The sequence below is a fragment of the Variovorax sp. OV329 genome (assembly GCF_900114785.1).
GTDB lineage: Bacteria > Pseudomonadota > Gammaproteobacteria > Burkholderiales > Burkholderiaceae_C > Variovorax.
The window spans coordinates 126,454-145,936 of sequence record NZ_FOUG01000013.1; the positions used below are offsets into that span (position 1 = coordinate 126,454).

Below are 19,483 nucleotides of genomic sequence, written 5' to 3' on the forward strand. Positions count from 1 at the left end.
GCAGCGCGCGGGTGCGGCCTCAGAAGGGCGCGTCCGCATCCGCGTCGGCGGGCGCGTCCTGCGGGGCATTGCCCAGGCCGCCCTTGTCGAGCAGGTTGAGCACCTGCTTCTTCAGCACCGCGTTCTCGGCGCTGAGCTTCTTGTTCTCCGCGCGCAGCTCGGCCACGCGCTTGCGCAGCTCGATGAGTTCGGCCGCGTCATCGCCGGAAGCCGCCGCAGGAGCAGCGCTGGCCGCAGCGTCCTCGCCCCCGGCCTCGGTCTTTTCTGCGGCCGGCTTGCGTCGCGCGTCGCGCGCGCGCTTGGCGGCCTGCTTCAGTTCGTCCTTGCCGCCGGCCGCGGCAGCCACCTGCTCTTCTTCGGGCAGCGTCGCCACAGCGGCCGCGGCGTTGAGCGACAGCGTGCCGGCCTTCACCGCCGCCACCACCTCGGGCGTGGCGCTTTGCTGGATCTTCTCGATCATCGCGACCTGCGTGCTGCGCAGGCGCGCGGCGCGGGCCAGGGCCTCGCGGGTGTTCAGTGCGTCATCGGCCGAGACGGCGGCTTCAGCGCTGGCAGCGGCCTCTGCGGCTTCGGCGGAGGCGGGAACCGATTCGGCCTCGGCTTCCTGCACGGGCGGCGGCGCGCGGCGCGCGCGCCGCGATGCCACGATCTCCCGCTTGCGCAGCGCCAGCACGCCGCGCTGGAAGTCGGAGATGCTGCGCCGGCCCAGGTGCTGGTCGATCATCCACAGGTGCACGTCCTCCATCGACTGGAAGCGCGTGTTCTGCACTGTCTCGAATGGCAGGCCGTGCTTGCGGCAGATCTCGTAGCGGTTGTGGCCATCCACCAGCACGTCCCCCCACAGCACCAGGGCATCACGGCAACCCTCGGCCAGGAGGCTGCGCTCCAGGGCTTCGAATTCTTCGCTCGTCAGGGGATCGATGTAGGCCTTGAGTTCTTGATTGACGACGACGTCCATGGGCAGTGCGCGAGCAGGTAAGCGGAAATTGGAGGGAACCGGCGATTTTAGTTGGACCGTGTGAAGCGCCCGACTGGCCGTCCCACGCCAGCGGTGTGCGCGATGTCCCACGCGGCGCGGGCCTGCGGCTTCCTAGAATCCGGCCTCGGTCCAACCGGAGTCAACCCGCATGGTCGCCAGCAGCAGCAAGTCCAGGAGAAAGTCCTCGCCTCCATCCCCTGGCGAGGGCGAGCCCGTGCTCCTTTCGGGCGGCAACCCGCAGATCGCCAAGGGGGAGGGCGACGGGCAGGTGCAGGCTTACATCGCGGCGATGCCGGGCTGGAAGCGAGCGCTAGGCCAACGGCTGGACGGGCTCATCGCGCAGGCCGTACCCGGCGTGCGCAAGGCGGTGAAGTGGAACTCGCCCTTCTACGGGGCGGGCGAGGGCTGGTTCCTCAGCTTCCATTGCTTCAACAAGTACGTGAAGCTCGCGTTCTTCCGCGGCACCTCGCTGGAGCCGGTCCCGCCAGGCAGCTCGAAGCACAAGGACGTGCGCTACCTCGACATCCACGAGGGCGACGCACTCGACGAGGCTCGGTTCAGCGACTGGGTGCAGCAGGCGAGCCGCTTGCCCGGCGAAAAGATGTGAGACGTCGCGCCGATGGCGACGCCGGCATGATCAGGAAAAGAAAGGAAGACACGCATGGCCAAGGCCAAGACATCGCTGGATCCGGCGCAGGCCGCCAGTCGCATCGACGAGCGCATCCAGGAACTGGGCGACTGGCGCGGCGAGACGCTCGCCCGCCTGCGCAAGATCATCCTCAAGGCCGACCCCGGCGTGGTCGAGGAATGGAAGTGGAACGTGCCGGTGTGGTCGTGCGGCGGCATCCTGTGCACCGGCGAGACCTACAAGAGCGCGGTGAAGCTGACCTTCGCCAAGGGCGCGTCGCTGCCCGATCCGGCCGGGCTCTTCAACGCCAGCCTCGAGGGCAACACCCGGCGCGCCATCGACGTGCGCGAGGGCGAGAAGATCGACGAGAAGGCGCTTCAGGCGCTCATCCGCGCGGCGGCGGCCTTCAACACATCGGCCTGACGGACAAAAGAAGAAACAGTCCGGCGCTTGTCGGCCGGCGCACTGCAGCGCACCATCCCCCGCCTTGGTGATGCCCGCTCGAGCAGCGAGTGGCAACTTCGCCATGCCTGAAGGGAGGATGTCGAACATGCAGCAACTGCTTCTGACCCGAAACGCCAAGGGCCCGCTGGTGCGGCAGCTTGGGAATGTCCTGGTGCAGCAACTGGGGCCGGACGCGGCGCAGTTCGCGGGCGTGGGCAACTCGGACGTGCTCGACGCCGCCTTCGAGGCCGCGATACGCCGATGGCAGAGCGGCGTGGGCGTGATCGCCGACGGGCTGGTGGGCCCGCGCTGCATGGAGCTGCTGGGCCTGCTGCCGCACCCGGCCATGCAGGTGCCGCTGGACTTGAGCTCGGTGCGCCAGCTCTTCCCGGCCACCAAGCCGGCCAACATCGACCGCTACCTGCCCTATGTCGCGGCGGCCCTGGGCGCGCTGGGCCTGACCGACCAGCCCATGATCTGCGCGGCGTTGGGCACCATCCGTGCCGAGAGCGAGGGCTTCCTGCCCATCGCCGAATTCCAGTCGCAGTTCAACACGGCACCCGGCGGCCCGCCCTTCGGCCTCTATGACGGCCGCAAGGCTCTGGGTAACGACGAGCCCAACGACGGCGCGCGCTTCAAGGGCCGCGGCTTCGTGCAGCTCACCGGCCGCCACAACTACGAGAAGTACGGCGTGGTGCTGGGCATCGACCTGTCGTCCGACACCGCGCATGCCGACCTCGCCAACGCGCCGGAGATCGCGGCGCTGCTGCTGGCGGTGTTCCTGGCCGATCGGGCCGATGCCACGCGTGCCGCCCTGGCCAACAACGACCTGGCGGCCGCACGCAAGCTGGTCAATGGCGGCTCGCACGGCCTGGACCGATTCAAGGACGTGTTCAAGCGGGCCACCAGCGTGTGGGCGCCGGCCACGATGCCCGCGGTGCCGCTGGTGGCGGCAGCGGCGACGCGGGGCGCAGGCGGGCGCCGTGCCGCACGCGCCGCGCCGGTAGCCGTTGCCGCGCCGCGCGCCGGCCGCACGCTCAATGCGCGCAAGGACGCCAGCGACCTGCGCGACCGACCCTACCTTCCACAGCCGGTGGGGTTGATCGACGAGTTCCCGGACAACGCCGCCGTCCGGAAGCTGCTGCCCACCTACACCAATGCCGGGCTGATCCTGGACCAGGGACAGGAGGGCGCCTGCACCGGTTTCGGCCTGGCCTGCGTGGTCAATTACCTGCGCTGGCGCAAGACGGGCATGCCGCAGAAGATGGATTCGGTCAGCCCGCGCATGTTCTACACCTTCGCGCGGCGCTACGACGAGTACGAGGGCGAGGACTACGAAGGCTCCAGCTGCCGCGGCGCCATCAAGGGCTGGTTCAACCACGGCGTCTGCCTGGAGCCCGACTGGCCCTACGGCGACCCGAGCGTGCGGCCGCGCTACGGCTACGCGCAGCGGGCGGTGCAGACGCCGCTGGGCGTGTACTTCCGCGTCGAACTCAAGTCCATCACCGACGTCCAGGCCGCGATCCAGCAGGTGGGCGCGGTCTACGTGTCGGCCTTCACCCACGCGGGCTGGGACCAGGTGCCCATCACCCGCGCGCCGGTCAAGGGCCATGCGGACCTGCCGGTGATCGCTTTCGACGGGCGGCCCTCGAAGACCGACGGCCACGCCTTCGCGCTGGTGGGCTTCAACCAGCACGGCTTCGTTCTGCAGAACTCGTGGGGCAAGAGCTGGGGCGCGGGCGGCTTCGCCGTGATGACCTACGCCGACTGGCTGGCCAACGGCATGGACGCCTGGGTGGTGGCGCTGGGCGTGTCGGGCGTGCTGGCCGGGCGCATCAGCGCGCGCGACACCACCGGCGCTGCGGCGGCTGCAGCATCAGCCGGCGCCAACACCAGCCTCTGGTGGAGCGAGGAGCAGGCCTACCAGCACAGCGTGGTGCTGGGCAACGACGGGCGCGTCAAGCGCTACCTCACCGAGGACGAGATCAACCGCACCCTGCTGTACCAGGTGGCGGGCCTGCCCGACCAGTGGTTCCGCACGCAGCCGGCGCAGGGGCCCAAGCGCCTGGTGATCTACGCGCATGGCGGCCTCAACAGCGAGGCCGACGCCATCAAGCGCGCCCGCGCATTGGGCCGCTACTTCCTGGCCAACGACTGCTATCCGCTCTTCCTGATCTGGAAGACCGGGTTGATGGAGATCATCGGCGACCGCATCAGCGATGCCTGGCGACTGCGGCCGCCGGCGGCGGCGGGCGCGGGCGAGTGGATCACCGACCGCACCGACCTGCTGATCGAGAAGACCGTCGGCCGCGAGGCCGCGCGGCCGATCTGGAGCGAGATGAAGGAGAACGCCGGCCAGGCCTTCGGAAACGGCCGCGGCGGCGACCTGCTGGTGACCGCGCTGCAGAAGCTGCGCGCCACCTGGGGCGACGACCTGGAGGTGCACCTGATGGGCCACTCGGCCGGCTCCATCATCCTGGGCCACCTGCTCGGCAGCGCGGGCGCGCGCCAGTCCGACGCCATGATCCACTCGGTCCACCTGTACGCGCCGGCGTGCACGGTGCAGTTCGCCAACCAGTACTACGCACCCAACGAGCGTTTGATGAAGCAGCTGTACATCGACCTGCTCTCCGACCGGGTGGAGCGCAACGACCAGGTGGCGGCCATCTATCGCAAGTCGCTGCTGTACCTGGTGTCCAACGCGCTGGAGATCGACCTGCGCACGCCCATCCTCGGCCTGGAGAACGCCTTCAAGGAGGACTACAGCGGCTGGGACGGCACCTCCAGCACCAACGAGACGCTGCGGGCCTGGCGCGATGCCGCCGAGAACGCGGGCCTGCACGCGGGCAACCGGCTGGGCGTGTACGACCAGGACAAGATGGTGGTGGCCCTGCCAGCGACGGTGGTGCCGGCCAGCCACGGCGGCTTCGACAACGACGTGCCCATCGTCACCCGCACCCTGGAGCGCATCGCCGGCACGCCGCTGAAGATGCAGCCGGACGACCTGCGCGGCTTCTGAATGCGCCGGTCTGCGGCGGCGCCGGCGCTCAGCCGGCGGCCCGCTGCGCCGCGGCCTCGGCGGCCATGCGCTGGCGGCGCGCCGGGTACCAGCCGGTGAACCAGAAGGCGAAGGCCAGCGCGCCCACGGACACGGCGATGCCGATCCACAGCGGCACCTGCGGCATGTGCGCCATCACGTGGTCGGCCGCGGTCAGCACCAAAAAGGCAAGCGCCCACACGCCGCTCAGGATCTGGTTGAAGCGCAGGAACCCGGGCCGCGCCGCGATCTCGGCGCTGACCCGCTCGCGGGCGTACTGCAGCGTGAAGGGCTGGCGGATCAGCATGGAGAAGGCCACGATGAGGAACAGGCCGCCATCCACCCAGAAGCGCACCTCGGCGATGCCCCATTCGCCCCCGCGCTGCCAGGCCACCAGGGCCAGCCCGCCGAAGAGCAGGGTGGTGCCCACCTCCAGGATCTTGACGCTGCGGCGGTGGCGCAGCACGTCGTTGGCCAGCTGCGCCAGCGCGACCAGCGCGGCGATGGACAGGGCCACCGTAACCGGCACGTTGCGCGAGAGCAGCGCGAAGGCGATGAAGGGGGCGAAGGCAAGAACCATCTGCATGACGCGTCTCCGTCAATCGAGGTGAAGAAAGCGCCCGGGCAACCAGCTGCCGTGGAAGCCCGCGGGCACGCGGTGCGAGAGCTGCACGGTGGCCAGCGGGCCGGATGCCAGGTCCTGCGCGTCCAGCACGAGCAGGTCGCTGCGGCCTTCCTGCGTGCGCTGTGCCATGGACAGCAGCCAGCCTTCGCCCTCCGGCGCATCGGGCGTGCGGGGCACGAACACGGGTTCGGACAGGCGGTCGCCCGGCGGCAGGTGCCAGGTGGCGCGGCGGCCGCGCTGCGTGTCGTGGTGCACCAGGCCCTCGTAGCCCGCGCCGCCCACCGCCTCGCGCTGGCAGGCGTACCAGCCGTGGTGGTGCGCGCGGCCGGTGAAGCGATCGTCGATGCGCGGGAACTCGCCCGCCAGGTCGTCCAGCGGCTCCTGCGCGAAGGCATCGCTCTTGCCGTCGAGGTCGAAGGTCCATCGCACCAGCCGGGCCACGGCGCGCTGGCGGTCGGTCGGGCGGCCATCGGCAAAGGGGAAGAGCGGCGCCTCGTCGAAGCGCATCACGTCGGCCTTGAGCAGGCGGTGGCCGCGCGCGTCGATCTCTTCCCAGGCGTTCATGAAATGGAACACGTAGCAGGCCTCGCCTTCGAACCAGCGGATGTCGCCGGCCGGCGCGTTGCGCGGCAGGATGCCCACGCGCGCGCCCAGCTCCGGCTCCCAGGCCCAGGGCGGCAGGCCGCTCTGCGCACGCGCCATGCTGCCTGTCAGCGGCAGCACGGGGAACAGCAGGTGATGCTCGGTGATGGCGAAGTCGTGGACCATGCTGGAGTAGGGCGCCACGAAGCGTTCGCAGCGCGTGACCTGCCCCTGCGCGTCCAGCGTGCCGAAGCTGATGTCGGGCGTGAAGTGGCCGGCGGCCGAGTAGCCGAAGAAATGCAGCTCGCCGGTGGCCGGGTCGGTCTTGGGGTGCGCGGTGAAGGGGCCGCGCAGCCGGCCGCCGAAGTCGCAGGCGCCGCGCGTGGCGAGCGTGGCGGCGTCGATCTCAATGGGCAGGTGCGCCTCCTCCAGCGCGAACAGGCGGCCCGCATGCGGCAGCACGTGGGTGTTGGCGACGCCCTCGTCCAGTGCGGGCAGCGCCGGGTCGGCCGGGTCGATCGGGAGGCCCATGGCGTTGTAAAGGCTGTGGCCAGCGGCGCGCTCGGCCCGCCAGCCGGCGGTGCGCACCCAGCGATTGCGGTAGCTGGCCCGGCCCGCCTGCAGGCTGATGGCGTGCAGCATGCCGTCGCCCGAGAATAGGTGCGCGCCCTGCTGCGGGAACTGCGGGTTCGGGCCGTTGCGCACCAGCGTGCCCTGCAGGCCCTCGGGCAGCTCGCCCTGCACCGGCAGGAAGGGGGAGTCGGCCTCGAAGCTGATCGGGGCGTAGGGGCCCGGGCGCTGGGCCGGGTTGGTGGAGAGGTTCATCGGAAGCTCCGTTATGTTGACACCGTCAATAAAAGCGGATTGGATGCTTGGCGGATGGGCAAGTCAAGTAAAATTTACGCTGACAACATTTCATTGCATTCGAGCGCCATGAGCAGCAACCCTTCCGCCAAGTCCGAACGCGCCCGGCCCGCCCGAAAGGCGCCGGAGGCGGCGCAGCCCTACCACCACGGTGCGCTGCATGCGGCACTGCTGGCGGCGGCGCAGGACATCCTGGAAAGCCAGGGCCTGGCCGCGCTCACCCTGCGCGCGGCGGCGCGGGCGGCGGGGGTGTCGCATGCGGCGCCCAAGAACCACTTCGGCGACCTCACCGGCCTCCTGAGCGAACTGGCGGCACTGGGCTTTCGCGAGTTCGCCGACGCGCTTCGTGGCGCCGCGCGGGAGAGCCAGGGTTCGCCGGCCGATCGCTTCGACGCCATCGGCCATGCCTACGTGCGCTTCGCGCGCGAGCGCACCGCCATGTTCCTGCTGATGTTCCGCAGCGAACGGCTGGACATGCACAGGCCCGCGCTGAGCGAGGCGGTCGACGAGGCGCGTGCGGCGCTGGCCGGCGCCACCGCCTCCCGCATGGGGCGCGATCCTGCACACGCGCCTGACGCGACGCAGAGTGCGCGCATGGTGGCGGCCTGGTCGCTGGTGCACGGCTTTTCCATGCTGCTGATCGACCATCGGCTGGACACCCTGCTGTCGCAGCGCCCCGGCGGTCCCGACTGGCAACTGCTGCTGCGCGACGTGTTCGGCGCGCCGCGCGGGCCCGGCCTCGTCACCCCGTGAAGGCCGCAGCACCCAGCGCCCTGGCGGTGGCACTGCGGTCTGTGGCCTCCGTGTCGCTGGCGGTGGCCGCGGCCCATGCGCTGGGCCTGGCGGATGCCTGGTGGGCGGCCATCAGCGCCTTCGTCGTGCCCGACGGCGCCTGGCGCGGCTCGCTGCTGCGCGCCGTGCTGCGCATGCTGGGCACGCTGTGCGGCGCCCTACTGGGCGTGCTGCTGGGCGCGTCGCTGGGGCTGCACGGCGCGCTCTTCGTCGTGCTCATGGGGGCGGCCACCTGGGCCGGCCTGTATTTCTCGAGCACGCGCCCCTACAGCTACGCCTGGGTGCTGGGCGCCGTCACCTTCGCGATGGTGCTGTGCGAGGCCTGGACGGCCCGCGGGGAACTGCAGCACTTTGCGCTGGCGCGCTGCGCCAACGTGGCCGTGGGCATCGTGGCCTGCCTGCTGGTCGAAGGCCTGTGGGCCCTGGCGATGCGTCAGCCGGTGGCGCCGCCGGCCGCACCGGCTTCGGCCGCGTCGCGGCGCGTGGCCGCGGTCCATGCCTTGCAGGGCGCCATCGCGGTCACCCTGTTCGCGGTGGTGCTCGCCGTGCACCAGCTGCACGGCTTCGCGCAGGCCATGATCACCGCGCTGGCGGTCCTGATCGTGCCGCTGGGCGCCGACGCGCAGGAGGCCCACCCCAAAGTGCGCCAGCGCATGGTGCTGCGCCTGGCGGGCTGCGCGCTGGCGGTGCTGCTTTCGCTGGCGCTGCTGCCCCTGCTGCAGGGCCGTCCGCTGGCCTGCCAGCTGGCCCTCGCCCTGGGCGTCGCCGCCGGCGGCTGGGTGCAGCAGGCAGTTCCGGCCTGGCGCTATGCCGCCCTCCAGTTCACCGTGGCCTTCCTGATGGTCTTCGTGCAGGACCGCGGCTGGGACGTGCACCCGCAGGTCGCCCTGGCGCGGCTCGTCGGCATCGTGGCCGGTGTGGCGCTGACTTTTGCCGTCATGGCCGCGTGGTCCGCAGCAGCCACCTGGCTGGCGCGCCGCAGGCTGCGCGGGCCGACGCCGTAGCGGCCCGAAGCCCCTACGCTTTGCCTGCCTTTTACCCAGGGAATTTCCCCTGTCGGGAAAGGCGGGAGTGCGCGCGTAATTCAGCCGCCTTTCGCTTTTGAAAGGAAATTGAAAGGAATCGACAGATGCGAAGGAAGAACAAGAGCGTCCTGACCCTGCTGGCCGCATCGGCGGCCGCCGCGCTGCTGGCCGCGTGTGCCGCGCCCGGCGCCGGCGGCAGCGCCAACTCCATGAGCTTCTTCGTCAGCAGCACCGGCAGCGGAAAGGGCGCCGACCTCGGCGGCCTGGCCGGCGCCGATGCGCTTTGCCAGCGCCTGGCCGGTGCGGCCGGCGCGGGCGGCAAGACCTGGCGCGCCTACCTCAGCGTTCCACCCACGCTGCCGGCCAACAACAACCCGGGCACGGCGGCCGTCAACGCCCGCGACCGCATCGGCACGGGCCCCTGGTACAACGCCAAGGGCGCGCTCATTGCCAGCGACGTCGAGCAACTGCACGCGCGCAACAACATCAACAAGACCACCGCGCTGGACGAGCGCGGCAATGCGGTGCGCGGCCGCGGCGACAACCCGAACGAACACGACATCCTGACCGGATCGCGCGCCGACGGCACCGCCTTCGCGCCGCAGACCGACACCAGCTGTGCGGCCTGGACCAAGAGCGGCGCCGACGGCTCGGCCGTGGTCGGCCACCACGACCTCACCGGCCCCAACAACGATGCCTGGGCCCGCTCCTGGAACTTCTCGCACCAGAGCGCCGGCTGCAGCCAGGAGGCGCTGGTGCGCACCGGCGGCTCGGGGCGGCTCTACTGCTTCGCCGCCAACTAGGGCGATGTCCCTGCGTGCGCGCCCGGTTTGCCCGGCGCGCACGCCGCTGGCTAGACTCGGTCAGGGCCTCCCGCACGACGAAAGACCGCTTTGACCGAGATCGAGTTCAAGTTCCAGATCCCCAAGGCGCGCCTGGCCGGCCTGCAGAAGGAGCTGGCGCGCGCCAAGACCAGCCGCACCCATCTGCAGGCGCGCTACTTCGACACCGCCGACGGCCTGCTGGCGAAGAACGGCGCGGCGCTGCGCCTGCGCAAGGAAGGCCGGCGCTGGGTCCAGACCGCCAAGGCGCTGGGCGACAGCGCGGTGCATCGGCTGGAGCACAACGTCGACCTGGGCCTCTCGCGCGCCGGCGTGCCGGTGCTGGTCGATGCGAAGCGCCACCAGGGCACGCCGGTGGGCGAGGTGCTCGACAAGCTGCTGCGCGGCGGCGAGGTGCCGCTGGTGGAGACCTTCGCGACCGACATCTGGCGCGTCACGCGGCATGCGCGCCTGGGCCGCAGCACCGTCGAGCTGGCGCTGGACACCGGCCGCGTCATCGCGCCGGCCGCCGGCGGCCGGCCCGAGCGCGTGTCGCCCGTGTGCGAGCTGGAACTCGAGCTGGTGCAGGGCGATGTGGCCGATCTGGTGGAGATGGCGCGGCGCTGGTCGCACCGGCACGGCCTATGGTTCAGCACCGTGACCAAGGCCGAGCGCGGCGAGCGCGTCCGCGCCGCTCAGCAGTCCGGCAAGGACGAGGAAGCGGTGCAGGCCGTCAAGGCCACGCCGCCGCGCTTCGGCCGGGCCGAAGAGGACAGGAAGGGCGGCCTGATGGTGGGCGCCGCGCAGCTGCAGCGCGCCGTGGTCGCCGCCTGCCTGGCGCAGATCCTGCCCAACGCCAGCGAGATCGCGTCCGGCAACGAGGCGCCCGAACTCATCCACCAGCTGCGCGTGGGCATCCGGCGCCTGCGCAGCGCACTGCGCGAGCTGGACGCGGTCGCGCCCGGCCGCTTCGACACCGCCGCCTGGGAGCCTGTGCTGGTGAGCGCCTTCCGCGGCCTGGGCGCGCAGCGCGACCGCGACGTGCTGGAGGCGCGCATGCAGCCCCAGCTGCAAGCCCTGGGCGCGCCGCTGGCCGAGCTGCCGCCGGCCGAGCACACCGCGCAGCTTCCCACCGCCGGCGAGCTGGTGCGCGATGCCGCCTTCCAGCAGCTGCTGGTCACGCTGATCGGCTTCTCCGCGCCGCCCGAGGTGGCCACGGCCGTGACCCGGGAGGAGGCCGCCGCGGTGCGCAAGGCGGTGGGCGAGCGGCTGGACAAGCTGCACCGGCAATTGCGCAAGGCCGGCAAGAACTTCGAGGGCCTGGCCACCGACGAGCAGCACCGGGCCCGCAAGCGGCTCAAGCGCCTGCGCTACCTGGCGGAATTCGTCGCGCCGCTCTACGGCAAGGACAAGGCGCAGCGCTACATCGAGCAGCTGCTGCCGGCGCAGGACGCGCTGGGCGACTACAACGACGACGTGGTCGCCACCGAGGCCTTCCGCGAAGCCACCGAGAAGGACCCGCGCGCCTGGTTCGCCGTGGGCTGGCTCAGCGCGCAGACGCCGCGGCAGGCCAGGAGCTGCGGCGAGGCGCTGCAGCTGCTGGCCAAGGCCGGCAAGTTCTGGAAGTAAGGCGCTAGCGCCTAGCGGCGCGCGGCCTTGCGGCGCATGGCCACCGCCCTGGCCAGGTTCTGCAGCACCGGCACCGTCTGCGGGAAGCTGATGCAGGCATCGGTGATCGACACGCCGGGCCGGGGCGGCACGCCGGCCACCAGGTCCTGGCGGCCTTCCTCCAGGTGGCTCTCGATCATCACGCCGGTGATGCGGCGCTCGCCGCCGGCGATCTGCATCGCCACGTCCTCGGCCACCACCACCTGGCGCTGGTGCTGCTTGCTGCTGTTGCCATGCGAGACGTCGATCATCACCTGCTCGCGCAGGCCGTTGGCCACCAGCGCGGCGCAGCTGGCTGCCACGTCCTGGGCCGAATAGTTGGGCGCCTTGCCGCCACGCAGGATCAGGTGGCAGTCGGCATTGCCGCGGGTCTCGAAGATGGCGGCCATGCCCATCTTGGTCATGCCCATGAACGCATGCGGTGCGCGGGCCGCCAGGATGGCGTCGGCCGCCACCTTGATGCTGCCGTCGGTGCCGTTCTTGAAGCCCACCGGGCAGCTCAGGCCCGAGGCCAGCTGGCGGTGGCTCTGGCTCTCGGTGGTGCGCGCGCCGATGGCGCCCCAGGCGATCAGGTCGGCGATGAACTGGGGGCTCAGCAAGTCGAGGAACTCGGTGCCGGTGGGCAGGCCCAGTTGCGTGAGTTCCAGCAGCAGGCGGCGGGCACGCTCCAGGCCCTCGTTGATGGCGAAGCTGCCGTCCAGGTGCGGGTCGTTGATGTAGCCCTTCCAGCCCACGGTGGTGCGGGGCTTCTCGAAGTAGGCCCGCATCACGATCAGCAGGTCGTCCGAGAGGGAATCGGCCTGGGCCTTCAGGCGGTGCGCGTACTCCAGCGCCTGGTCGTGGTCGTGGATGGAGCAGGGGCCCACCACCACCACCAGCCGGTCGTCGCGGCCGTGCAGCACGTCGGCGATGGCGCGCCGGCTCTTTTCCACCAGCGCCAGGGTGTCGCTGCCCACCGGCACCCGCTCCTGCAGCAGGGCGGGAGTCATGAGCGGCCGCACCGCGCCGATTCGCACGTCGTCGATGCGGGTGGTGTCCAGGGTGCTGTCGCGGGAGCCGACTTCGGCGTCGTGGAAGGGATCGTCCAGGGTGGTCATGGGGCTGTCTCGAAGCTGAAGCAACCTGCCATTGTCGCAAGAGCGCGTCCTGCCGACGGCGCTTGCCTTTCGCTGCCGCCGCACTCAAAGTGGCGGCCCTGGGCGCACCGGCAAGGTGCGGGGACAGATTTCCATCAAAACCTGGCAGAACCAGGGAAGGAGCCAAGCATGCAGAAGCAGGTCACGGGGACGAAGCGCCGCGACGAGCGCCTCGACGAGGTCGTCCAACTCATCCAGGCCAAGGTGTCCGACCCCGGCTCGGCGCGGCAACTGGTGGCCTTCGTGCAGGCCTACTTCGGCCAGGTGGACCCGGAGGACCTGGCCGAGCGCCAGCCGGCCGACCTGTACGGCGCGGCGCTCTCGCACTGGAACTTCGCGCGCAAGCGCGCACCCGGCGAGACCCGGGTGCGGGTGTTCAACCCCAGCATCGCCGAGCACGGCTGGCAGTCCACCCACACCATCATCGAGATCGTCAACGACGACATGCCCTTCCTGGTCGACACCGTCACCATGGAAGTCAACCGGCACGGCCTCACGCTGCACCTGATCATCCATCCGCTGGTGGGCGTGAAGCGGGACGCGCAGGGGCAGCTAGTCGACATCGGCACGGAGGACGCGAAGCGCGAATCCTTCATCCACGTCGAGGTGGACCGCGTGGCGGACGCCGCGCAGCTGGAGGCGCTGGCCGCCGACGTGGCCCGCGTGCTGGGCGACGTGCGCTCGGCCGTGGTCGACTGGAAGGCGATGAACGACAAGGTGCTGGCCATCGTCGAGCGGCTGGAAAAGCAGAAGCTGCCGATCCCGCCCGAGGAGGTGTCGGAAGACCTGGCCTTCCTGCGCTGGCTGGCCGACGGCCACTTCACCTTCCTGGGCCACCGCAGCCACGACCTGGTGAGCCAGGGCGGCGAGGACACGCTCAAGGCCGTGCCGGGCTCGGGCCTGGGCATCCTGCGCGAATCCGGCAAGGACCCGGCCACCAGCTTCGCGGCCTTGCCGCCGCAGGTGCGGGCGCAGGCGCGGCTGCCGGACCTGCTGATCATCACCAAGTCGAACTCGCGCTCCACCGTGCACCGGCCGGGCTACCTCGACTACATCGGCATCAAGCGCTTCGACGAGCAGGGCCAGGTGGTGGGCGAGGACCGCTTCCTGGGCCTGTTCACCCACACCGCCTACAGCGCCAGCCCGGCGGACATTCCGCTCCTGCGCAAGAAGATGGCCGACGTGCTGGCGCGCGCCGGCCTGCCGGCGGGCAGCCACTCGGGCAAGGCGCTGGTGAACATCCTGGAGACCTACCCGCGCGACGAACTGTTCCAGACCGGCGGCGACGAGCTGCTGGGCACCGCCATGGGCGTGCTGCACCTGGAGGAGCGGCAGCGCTTCCGCCTCTTCGTGCGGCGCGATCCCTTCGAGCGTTTCGTGGTGTGCATGATCTACGCGCCGCGCGAGAACTACACCACCGACCTGCGCCAGAAATGGCAGGCCATCCTTGAGCGGGCCTTCAACGGCCAGGGCTCCGAGTTCAACGTGCATTTGTCCGAGTCGATGCTGGCGCGCATCCAGATCACGGTGCGCACCAAGCCCGGCGAGATCCCGCCCTTCGACGTGCGCGAGCTGGAGCAGCGCCTGGTGGCCTCCGCCCGCCGCTGGGAGGACGACCTGAAGTCGGCCCTGATCGAATCGGCCGGCGAGGCGCGCGGCAATGCCCTCTTGCGCCAGTGGGGCAGCGCCTTCCCGGCCGGCTACCGCGACGAGTTCGCGGCCCGCGTGGCGGTGCACGACATCGAGCTGATTGAGAAGCTCAGCGACGCGCAACCCCTGGGCATGAACCTCTACAAGCCGCTGGAGGCGCCGCCCGGCATGCTGCGCTTCAAGCTGGTGGTGCGCGGCGCGCCGCTGGTGCTCTCGGCCAGCCTGCCGATGATGGAGCACCTGGGCATGCGGGTGCTGGACGAGCATCCGCACCGCATCACCGCGCGCGACGGCAGCGCGGTGTGGGTGCACGACTTCGGCCTGGCCAGCGCCATCCCCGAGGCCGAGCTGGACGTGGACGCGCTGCGCCCGGTGTTCGAGGAAGCCTTCAACGCCGTCTACACCGGCGCGGTGGAGAACGACGACTTCAACCGCCTGGTGCTGGCCGCCCGCCTGCCCGCGCACGACATCGTGCTGCTGCGCGCCTATGCCAAGTACATGCGGCAGATCGGCTTCGCGCTGTCGCAGGCCTTCATCGAGAGCACGTTGGTGGCCAACGCGGCCATCGCGCGCAAGCTGGTGGAGCTGTTCCGCCTGCGCTTCGACCCCAAGGGCAGCGACAAGGGCGAAGCGAAGGTGGCCGAGATCGAGCAGGCGCTGGAGCAGGTGGCCAGCCTCTCGGAAGACCGGGTGCTGCGGCAGTACCTGGGGCTCATGCAGGCCAGCACCCGCACCAACTTCTGGCGGCGCGACGCCAGGGGCGCGCGGCGCAGCTTCCTCTCCTTCAAGTTCGATTCCAGCAAGGTGCCGGACCTGCCCGCGCCCAAGCCCATGTTCGAGATCTTCGTGTACTCCACCCGCTTCGAGGGCGTGCACCTGCGCGGCGGGCGCGTGGCGCGCGGCGGCCTGCGCTGGTCGGACCGGCCGGAGGATTTCCGCACCGAGGTGCTGGGCCTGGTGAAGGCGCAGATGGTGAAGAACACGGTGATCGTGCCGGTGGGCTCCAAGGGCGGCTTCGTGCTCAAGCGCGCGCCCTCGCCGGCCGACCGCGACGCCTACATGAAGGAAGGCGTGGCTTGCTACCAGGACTACCTGCGCGGCCTGCTGGACATCACCGACAACCTGGCCGGCACCACCATCGTGCCGCCGCCCGACGTGCGCCGCCTCGACGAGGACGACCCCTACCTGGTGGTGGCCGCAGACAAGGGCACCGCCACCTTCAGCGACTACGCCAACGCCATCAGCGCCGAGTACGGCCACTGGCTGGGCGACGCCTTCGCCTCCGGCGGCTCGGTGGGCTACGACCACAAGGCCATGGGCATCACTGCGCGCGGCGCCTGGGAATCGGTCAAGCGCCACTTCCGCGAGATGGGCATCGACACGCAGACGCAGGACTTCACCGTGGCCGGCGTGGGCGACATGTCGGGCGACGTGTTCGGCAACGGCATGCTGCTGTCGCGGCACATCTGCCTGGTGGCCGCCTTCGACCACCGCCACATCTTCCTGGACCCCACGCCCGACCCGGAGAAGACCTTCGTGGAGCGCGAGCGCATGTTCAAGCTGCCGCGCTCGTCCTGGGCCGACTACGACGCCAGCCTGATCTCCAAGGGCGGCGGCATCCATCCGCGCACGGCCAAGTCCATCCCGCTCACGCCCGAGGTGAAGGCGTCGCTGGGCATCGATGCCAAGGTGGAGCACCTCACGCCCACCGAGCTGGTCAACGCCATCCTGAAGGCGCCGGTGCAGCTGGTCTACAACGGCGGCATCGGCACCTACGTGAAGGCCACGCAGGAGACCCACGCGCAGGTGGGCGACCGGGCCAACGACGCGCTGCGCGTCAACGGCAAGGAGCTGCGCTGCAAGGTCTTCGCCGAGGGCGGCAACCTGGGCTGCACGCAGCTGGGGCGCATCGAGTTCGCGCGCGCGGGCGGGCGCATCAACACCGACGCCATCGACAACTCGGCCGGCGTGGACACCTCCGACCACGAGGTGAACATCAAGATCCTGCTGGGCCTGCCGCAGGCCGAGGGCGAGCTCACCGAGAAGCAGCGCAACGCCATCCTGCCGGAGATGACCGACGAGGTGGCGCAGCTGGTGCTGCGCGACAACATCTTCCAGACGCAGGTGCTCTCGGTCACCAACCGGGTGGCGCCGCAACTGCTCGATGCGCAGACGCGCTTCATGCAGTTCCTGGAGAAGGCCGGCCGGCTCAACCGCGCCATCGAGTTCCTGCCTACCGACGAGGAGATCGCCGAGCGCCGAGCGGCAGGGCAGGGCCTGACGACGCCAGAGGCCGCGGTGCTGCTGGCCTACAGCAAGATCTGGCTGTACGACGAGCTGCTGGCCTCGCCGCTGCCCGACGACCCCTGGGTGGCCACGGCGCTGCAGCGCTACTTCCCCACGCTGATGCGCGAACGCTTCGCGGGCTGGATGACCAGGCATCCGCTCAAGCGCGAGATCATCGCCACGCACGTCACCAACAGCACCATCAACCGCGTGGGCAGCACCCTCGTGCACCGGCTGGTGGAGACCACGGGCGCGCGCGCCTTCGAGGTGGTGCGCGCCTACCTGATGAGCCGCGAGATCTTCGGCATGGTGCCCCTGTGGACGGCGGTCGATGCGCTGGACAACCGGGTCGACGACGTGGTGCAGAGCAAGCTGCTGATCGACACCAGCCGGCAGCTGGAGCGGGCCACCAAGTGGTTCCTGCGCTCGCGCCGGCTGGCCGAGGACATGCAGTCGGTCATCGACCACTTCAAGCCCAACGTGGACGCGCTCTCAGCGCGCCTGCCGCAGCTGCTGGACGCCGACGAGCGCGGCCGCGACGAGGCGGCCGTGGCGCAGTACGTGCAAGGCGGCGTGCCGCGCGAGCTGGCCGAGCGGGTGGTGACCTTCGATTCGCTCAACGCCACGCTGGACATCGCCGAGCTGGCCGGCAGCGCGCGCTGGCCGGTGGAGCTGGTGGCGGCCATCTACTTCGACCTGGCCAACCGCCTGGGCATGCCCTGGCTGCGCGACCGCATCGCCTCGCTGCCGGGCGACGCGCACTGGCAGATGCTGGCCAAGGGCGCCATGCTGGACGACCTCTCGGGGCTGGAGCGCTCCATCACCGCCTCGGTGCTGACCGGCGGCCGCGACGAGGCCAGCGAGTCGCCCGACACCCTGGTGGACGCCTGGCAGGCCAGCAACGGCCGCACCCTGGAGCGGGCCGCGCAGCTCATGACCGAGCTGCGTGCGGTGCCGGCGCCGGATGCCGCCATGCTGTCGGTGGCGCTGAGGGAGCTTCGGGCGCTGGCATAGTTGCGGGGTCCGCACCCCCTTCCAGCCGCAGTCGCAGAAAGTCGAGCTCATGAACGAACCCCGCCGGGACCTGGCCCAGATTACCTTCGGCGTCCTCAGCATCGTGCTGCTGATCGCCTCCTCGCTGTGGGTGCTGCGGCCCTTCCTGGGCGCCACGATCTGGGCGGCGATGGTGGTGGTGGCCAGTTGGCCCGCGCTGCTGTGGTTCGAGTCCAGGCTGTGGGGGCGGCGCTGGATGGCGGTGATCGTGATGATGCTGATCCTGCTGCTGCTGTTCGTGCTGCCGCTGACCATGGCCATCGTCACCATTGCCGACCATGCCGACACGGTCTCGACCTGGGTCAAGGGCGTGATCGCCCAGGGCCCGCCGCGCCTGCCGGACTGGGTGCGCAACCTGCCGCTGGTGGGCGCGAAGATCAACAGCTTCTGGAACGACCTGATCGCCGCCGGCGTGGTGGGGCTGGAAGCCAAGGCCACGCCCTACGTGGGCCGGGTCACCGGCTGGGTGGTGTCGCAGGCCGGGGTGGTGGGCAGCCTGCTGGTGCAGTTCATGCTCACGGTGGCCATCGCCGGCGTGATGTATGCGGGCGGCGAGGGCGCGGCCGCCCAGGTACGGCGCTTCGGCCGGCGCATCGGTGGCGAGCGCGGCGAGGAAGCGGTGGTGCTGGCCGGCAAGGCCATCCGCGGCGTGGCCCTGGGCGTGGGCGTCACCGCCATCATCCAGTCGGTGGTGGGGGGCATCGGCCTGGCCATCGCCGGGGTGCCGCTGGCGGCCCTGCTCACCGCGGTGATGTTCATCCTCTGCATCATCCAGGTGGGGCCCACGCTGGTGCTGCTGCCGGCCACCATCTGGGTGTTCTGGTACGGCATGACGGGCTGGGGTATCTTCCTGGCCGTCTGGACCCTGGTGGTGGGCACCATGGACAACTTCCTGCGCCCCTGGCTCATCAAGCGCGGCGCCGACCTGCCGCTGCTGCTGATCTTTGCCGGCGTCATCGGCGGCCTGTTCGGCTTCGGCCTGGTGGGCATCTTCGTGGGCCCGGTCATGCTGGCCGTGTCGTACACGTTGATCGAGGCCTGGCTCAACGACGTGGACCGCGCCCCATCCGCCGCATCCGGCACCGGAACCCTGACGGGCAAGCCATGAGCATCGAACACGAAGACGACGGCGACGATCCGGTCCTGGGGCCGGAGGAGCGCAAGCCCATCAACAGCGACCGCTGGTTCTCCTCGCTGTCGCCCTCGCTGCGGCACGACATCCTGCGCCTGACTTTCGTGCGGCGCTACAAGGACGGCCAGCTCATCGCCGCGCGCGGCGACCCCTGCGAGCATTGGATGGCCTGCGCCAAGGGCGCGGTGCGAATGAGCTCGATCACGGTGGCGGGCAAGCTGGTGGCGCTGACTTACCTGGAGCCCGGCGCCTGGTTCGGCGACGTGGGACTGTTCGACGGCCAGCGCAACACGCACGACGTGTACGCGCATGGCGAGACCACCGTGCTGTGCCTGGCGCGGGCCGACTTCGACAAGATCCTGGCGGCGCACGCCGAGCTGTACCAGGCGCTGCTGCGCCTGCAGGCGCGGCGCATCCGGGCCCTGTTCGGCCTGGTGGAGGACCTCAACGCGCTGCCGCTGCGCGCCCGCCTGGCACGCCAGCTCATCTACCAGGTGCGCGCCTACGGCGTGCCCAGCCTCACCGACTCCAACCACGTGCGCATCGGCCTGCAGCTGGCGCAGGAAGAACTGGCCCAGCTGGTAGGCGCCTCGCGCCAGCGCGTCAACCAGGAGCTCAAGGCCATGGAGCGCGAGCAGGCCATCCGCGTCGAGCCGGAGGGCCTGGTGGTCATTGACCGGGCCGCGCTGCGGCGCATCTCGGACGCCACCGAGTGAGCGGGTGCGGCAGCGGCTCCCCGGGCCGCGTGCCACCAGGCTATC

The 19,483-nt window shown here is 70.6% G+C and carries 14 protein-coding genes; 10 read left to right on the forward strand and 4 right to left on the reverse strand.

Annotation, left to right across the window (positions count from 1 at the left end; genetic code table 11):
• Nucleotides 1–19: 19 nt before the first annotated feature.
• Nucleotides 20–958: a ParB N-terminal domain-containing protein gene (locus BM345_RS20715; RefSeq protein ID WP_254789853.1), complete on the reverse strand. Its 939-nt coding sequence runs from the start codon at nucleotides 956–958 to the stop codon at nucleotides 20–22.
• 169 nt (nucleotides 959–1,127) lie between these two features.
• On the opposite strand from BM345_RS20715, the gene BM345_RS20720 reads away from it, so the two are divergent.
• From BM345_RS20720 to BM345_RS20730, 3 genes are all read left to right on the forward strand, one after another.
• Complete coding sequence (locus tag BM345_RS20720) at nucleotides 1,128–1,586, forward strand: DUF1801 domain-containing protein (protein WP_093382976.1); 459 nt, start codon at nucleotides 1,128–1,130, stop codon at nucleotides 1,584–1,586.
• Nucleotides 1,587–1,640: 54 nt separating this feature from the next.
• Nucleotides 1,641–2,030, forward strand: a complete 390-nt coding sequence (locus tag BM345_RS20725) for a DUF1801 domain-containing protein (protein WP_093382979.1) — start codon at nucleotides 1,641–1,643, stop codon at nucleotides 2,028–2,030.
• 127 nt (nucleotides 2,031–2,157) lie between these two features.
• Nucleotides 2,158–5,070: a C1 family peptidase gene (locus BM345_RS20730; protein WP_093383087.1), complete on the forward strand. Its 2,913-nt coding sequence runs from the start codon at nucleotides 2,158–2,160 to the stop codon at nucleotides 5,068–5,070.
• A gap of 28 nt (nucleotides 5,071–5,098) precedes the next feature.
• On the opposite strand, the gene BM345_RS20735 is transcribed toward BM345_RS20730, so the two are convergent.
• Complete coding sequence (locus BM345_RS20735) at nucleotides 5,099–5,674, reverse strand: hypothetical protein (protein ID WP_093382981.1); 576 nt, start codon at nucleotides 5,672–5,674, stop codon at nucleotides 5,099–5,101.
• A 12-nt stretch (nucleotides 5,675–5,686) separates the two neighbouring features.
• Nucleotides 5,687–7,120: a carotenoid oxygenase family protein gene (locus BM345_RS20740; protein ID WP_093382984.1), complete on the reverse strand. Its 1,434-nt coding sequence runs from the start codon at nucleotides 7,118–7,120 to the stop codon at nucleotides 5,687–5,689.
• 108 nt (nucleotides 7,121–7,228) lie between these two features.
• On the opposite strand from BM345_RS20740, the gene BM345_RS20745 reads away from it, so the two are divergent.
• The 4 genes from BM345_RS20745 (at nucleotide 7,229) to BM345_RS20760 (ending at nucleotide 11,426) form a co-directional block, all read left to right on the forward strand.
• Nucleotides 7,229–7,912: a TetR/AcrR family transcriptional regulator gene (locus BM345_RS20745; protein ID WP_175545096.1), complete on the forward strand. Its 684-nt coding sequence runs from the start codon at nucleotides 7,229–7,231 to the stop codon at nucleotides 7,910–7,912.
• On the forward strand, nucleotides 7,909–8,955 hold the full coding sequence (locus tag BM345_RS30795; protein ID WP_093382990.1) for an FUSC family protein: 1,047 nt from the start codon (nucleotides 7,909–7,911) through the stop codon (nucleotides 8,953–8,955). The genes BM345_RS20745 and BM345_RS30795 overlap by 4 nt, the downstream gene beginning before the upstream one ends.
• A 125-nt stretch (nucleotides 8,956–9,080) precedes the next feature.
• Nucleotides 9,081–9,779: a hypothetical protein gene (locus tag BM345_RS20755; RefSeq protein WP_093382993.1), complete on the forward strand. Its 699-nt coding sequence runs from the start codon at nucleotides 9,081–9,083 to the stop codon at nucleotides 9,777–9,779.
• Between the two features lie 90 nt (nucleotides 9,780–9,869).
• Nucleotides 9,870–11,426, forward strand: coding sequence for a CYTH and CHAD domain-containing protein (locus tag BM345_RS20760; protein WP_093382996.1), 1,557 nt, complete (start codon nucleotides 9,870–9,872; stop codon nucleotides 11,424–11,426).
• Between the two features lie 11 nt (nucleotides 11,427–11,437).
• Here the strand turns inward: BM345_RS20760 and BM345_RS20765 are convergent, their stop codons facing one another.
• Nucleotides 11,438–12,562 carry a 3-deoxy-7-phosphoheptulonate synthase gene (locus tag BM345_RS20765; protein WP_093382999.1) on the reverse strand — a complete coding sequence of 375 codons (1,125 nt, stop codon included), beginning with the start codon at nucleotides 12,560–12,562 and terminating at the stop codon, nucleotides 11,438–11,440.
• A 168-nt stretch (nucleotides 12,563–12,730) separates the two neighbouring features.
• On the opposite strand from BM345_RS20765, the gene BM345_RS20770 reads away from it, so the two are divergent.
• Genes BM345_RS20770 through BM345_RS20780 form a run of 3 tightly spaced genes read left to right on the forward strand, consistent with a single transcriptional unit; the run spans nucleotide 12,731 to nucleotide 19,438 of the window.
• The gene (locus BM345_RS20770) at nucleotides 12,731–17,551 is read left to right on the forward strand and encodes an NAD-glutamate dehydrogenase (protein WP_093383002.1); all 4,821 of its coding nucleotides are present in this window, start codon (nucleotides 12,731–12,733) and stop codon (nucleotides 17,549–17,551) included.
• Nucleotides 17,552–17,600: 49 nt separating this feature from the next.
• Nucleotides 17,601–18,698, forward strand: a complete 1,098-nt coding sequence (ydiK, locus tag BM345_RS20775) for an AI-2E family transporter YdiK (protein ID WP_093383005.1) — start codon at nucleotides 17,601–17,603, stop codon at nucleotides 18,696–18,698.
• Entirely contained in the window at nucleotides 18,695–19,438 is a 744-nt protein-coding gene (locus tag BM345_RS20780) for a Crp/Fnr family transcriptional regulator (protein ID WP_093383008.1), read from the forward strand. Before ydiK ends, BM345_RS20780 begins: the two co-directional genes overlap by 4 nt.
• Nucleotides 19,439–19,483: the final 45 nt, after the last annotated feature.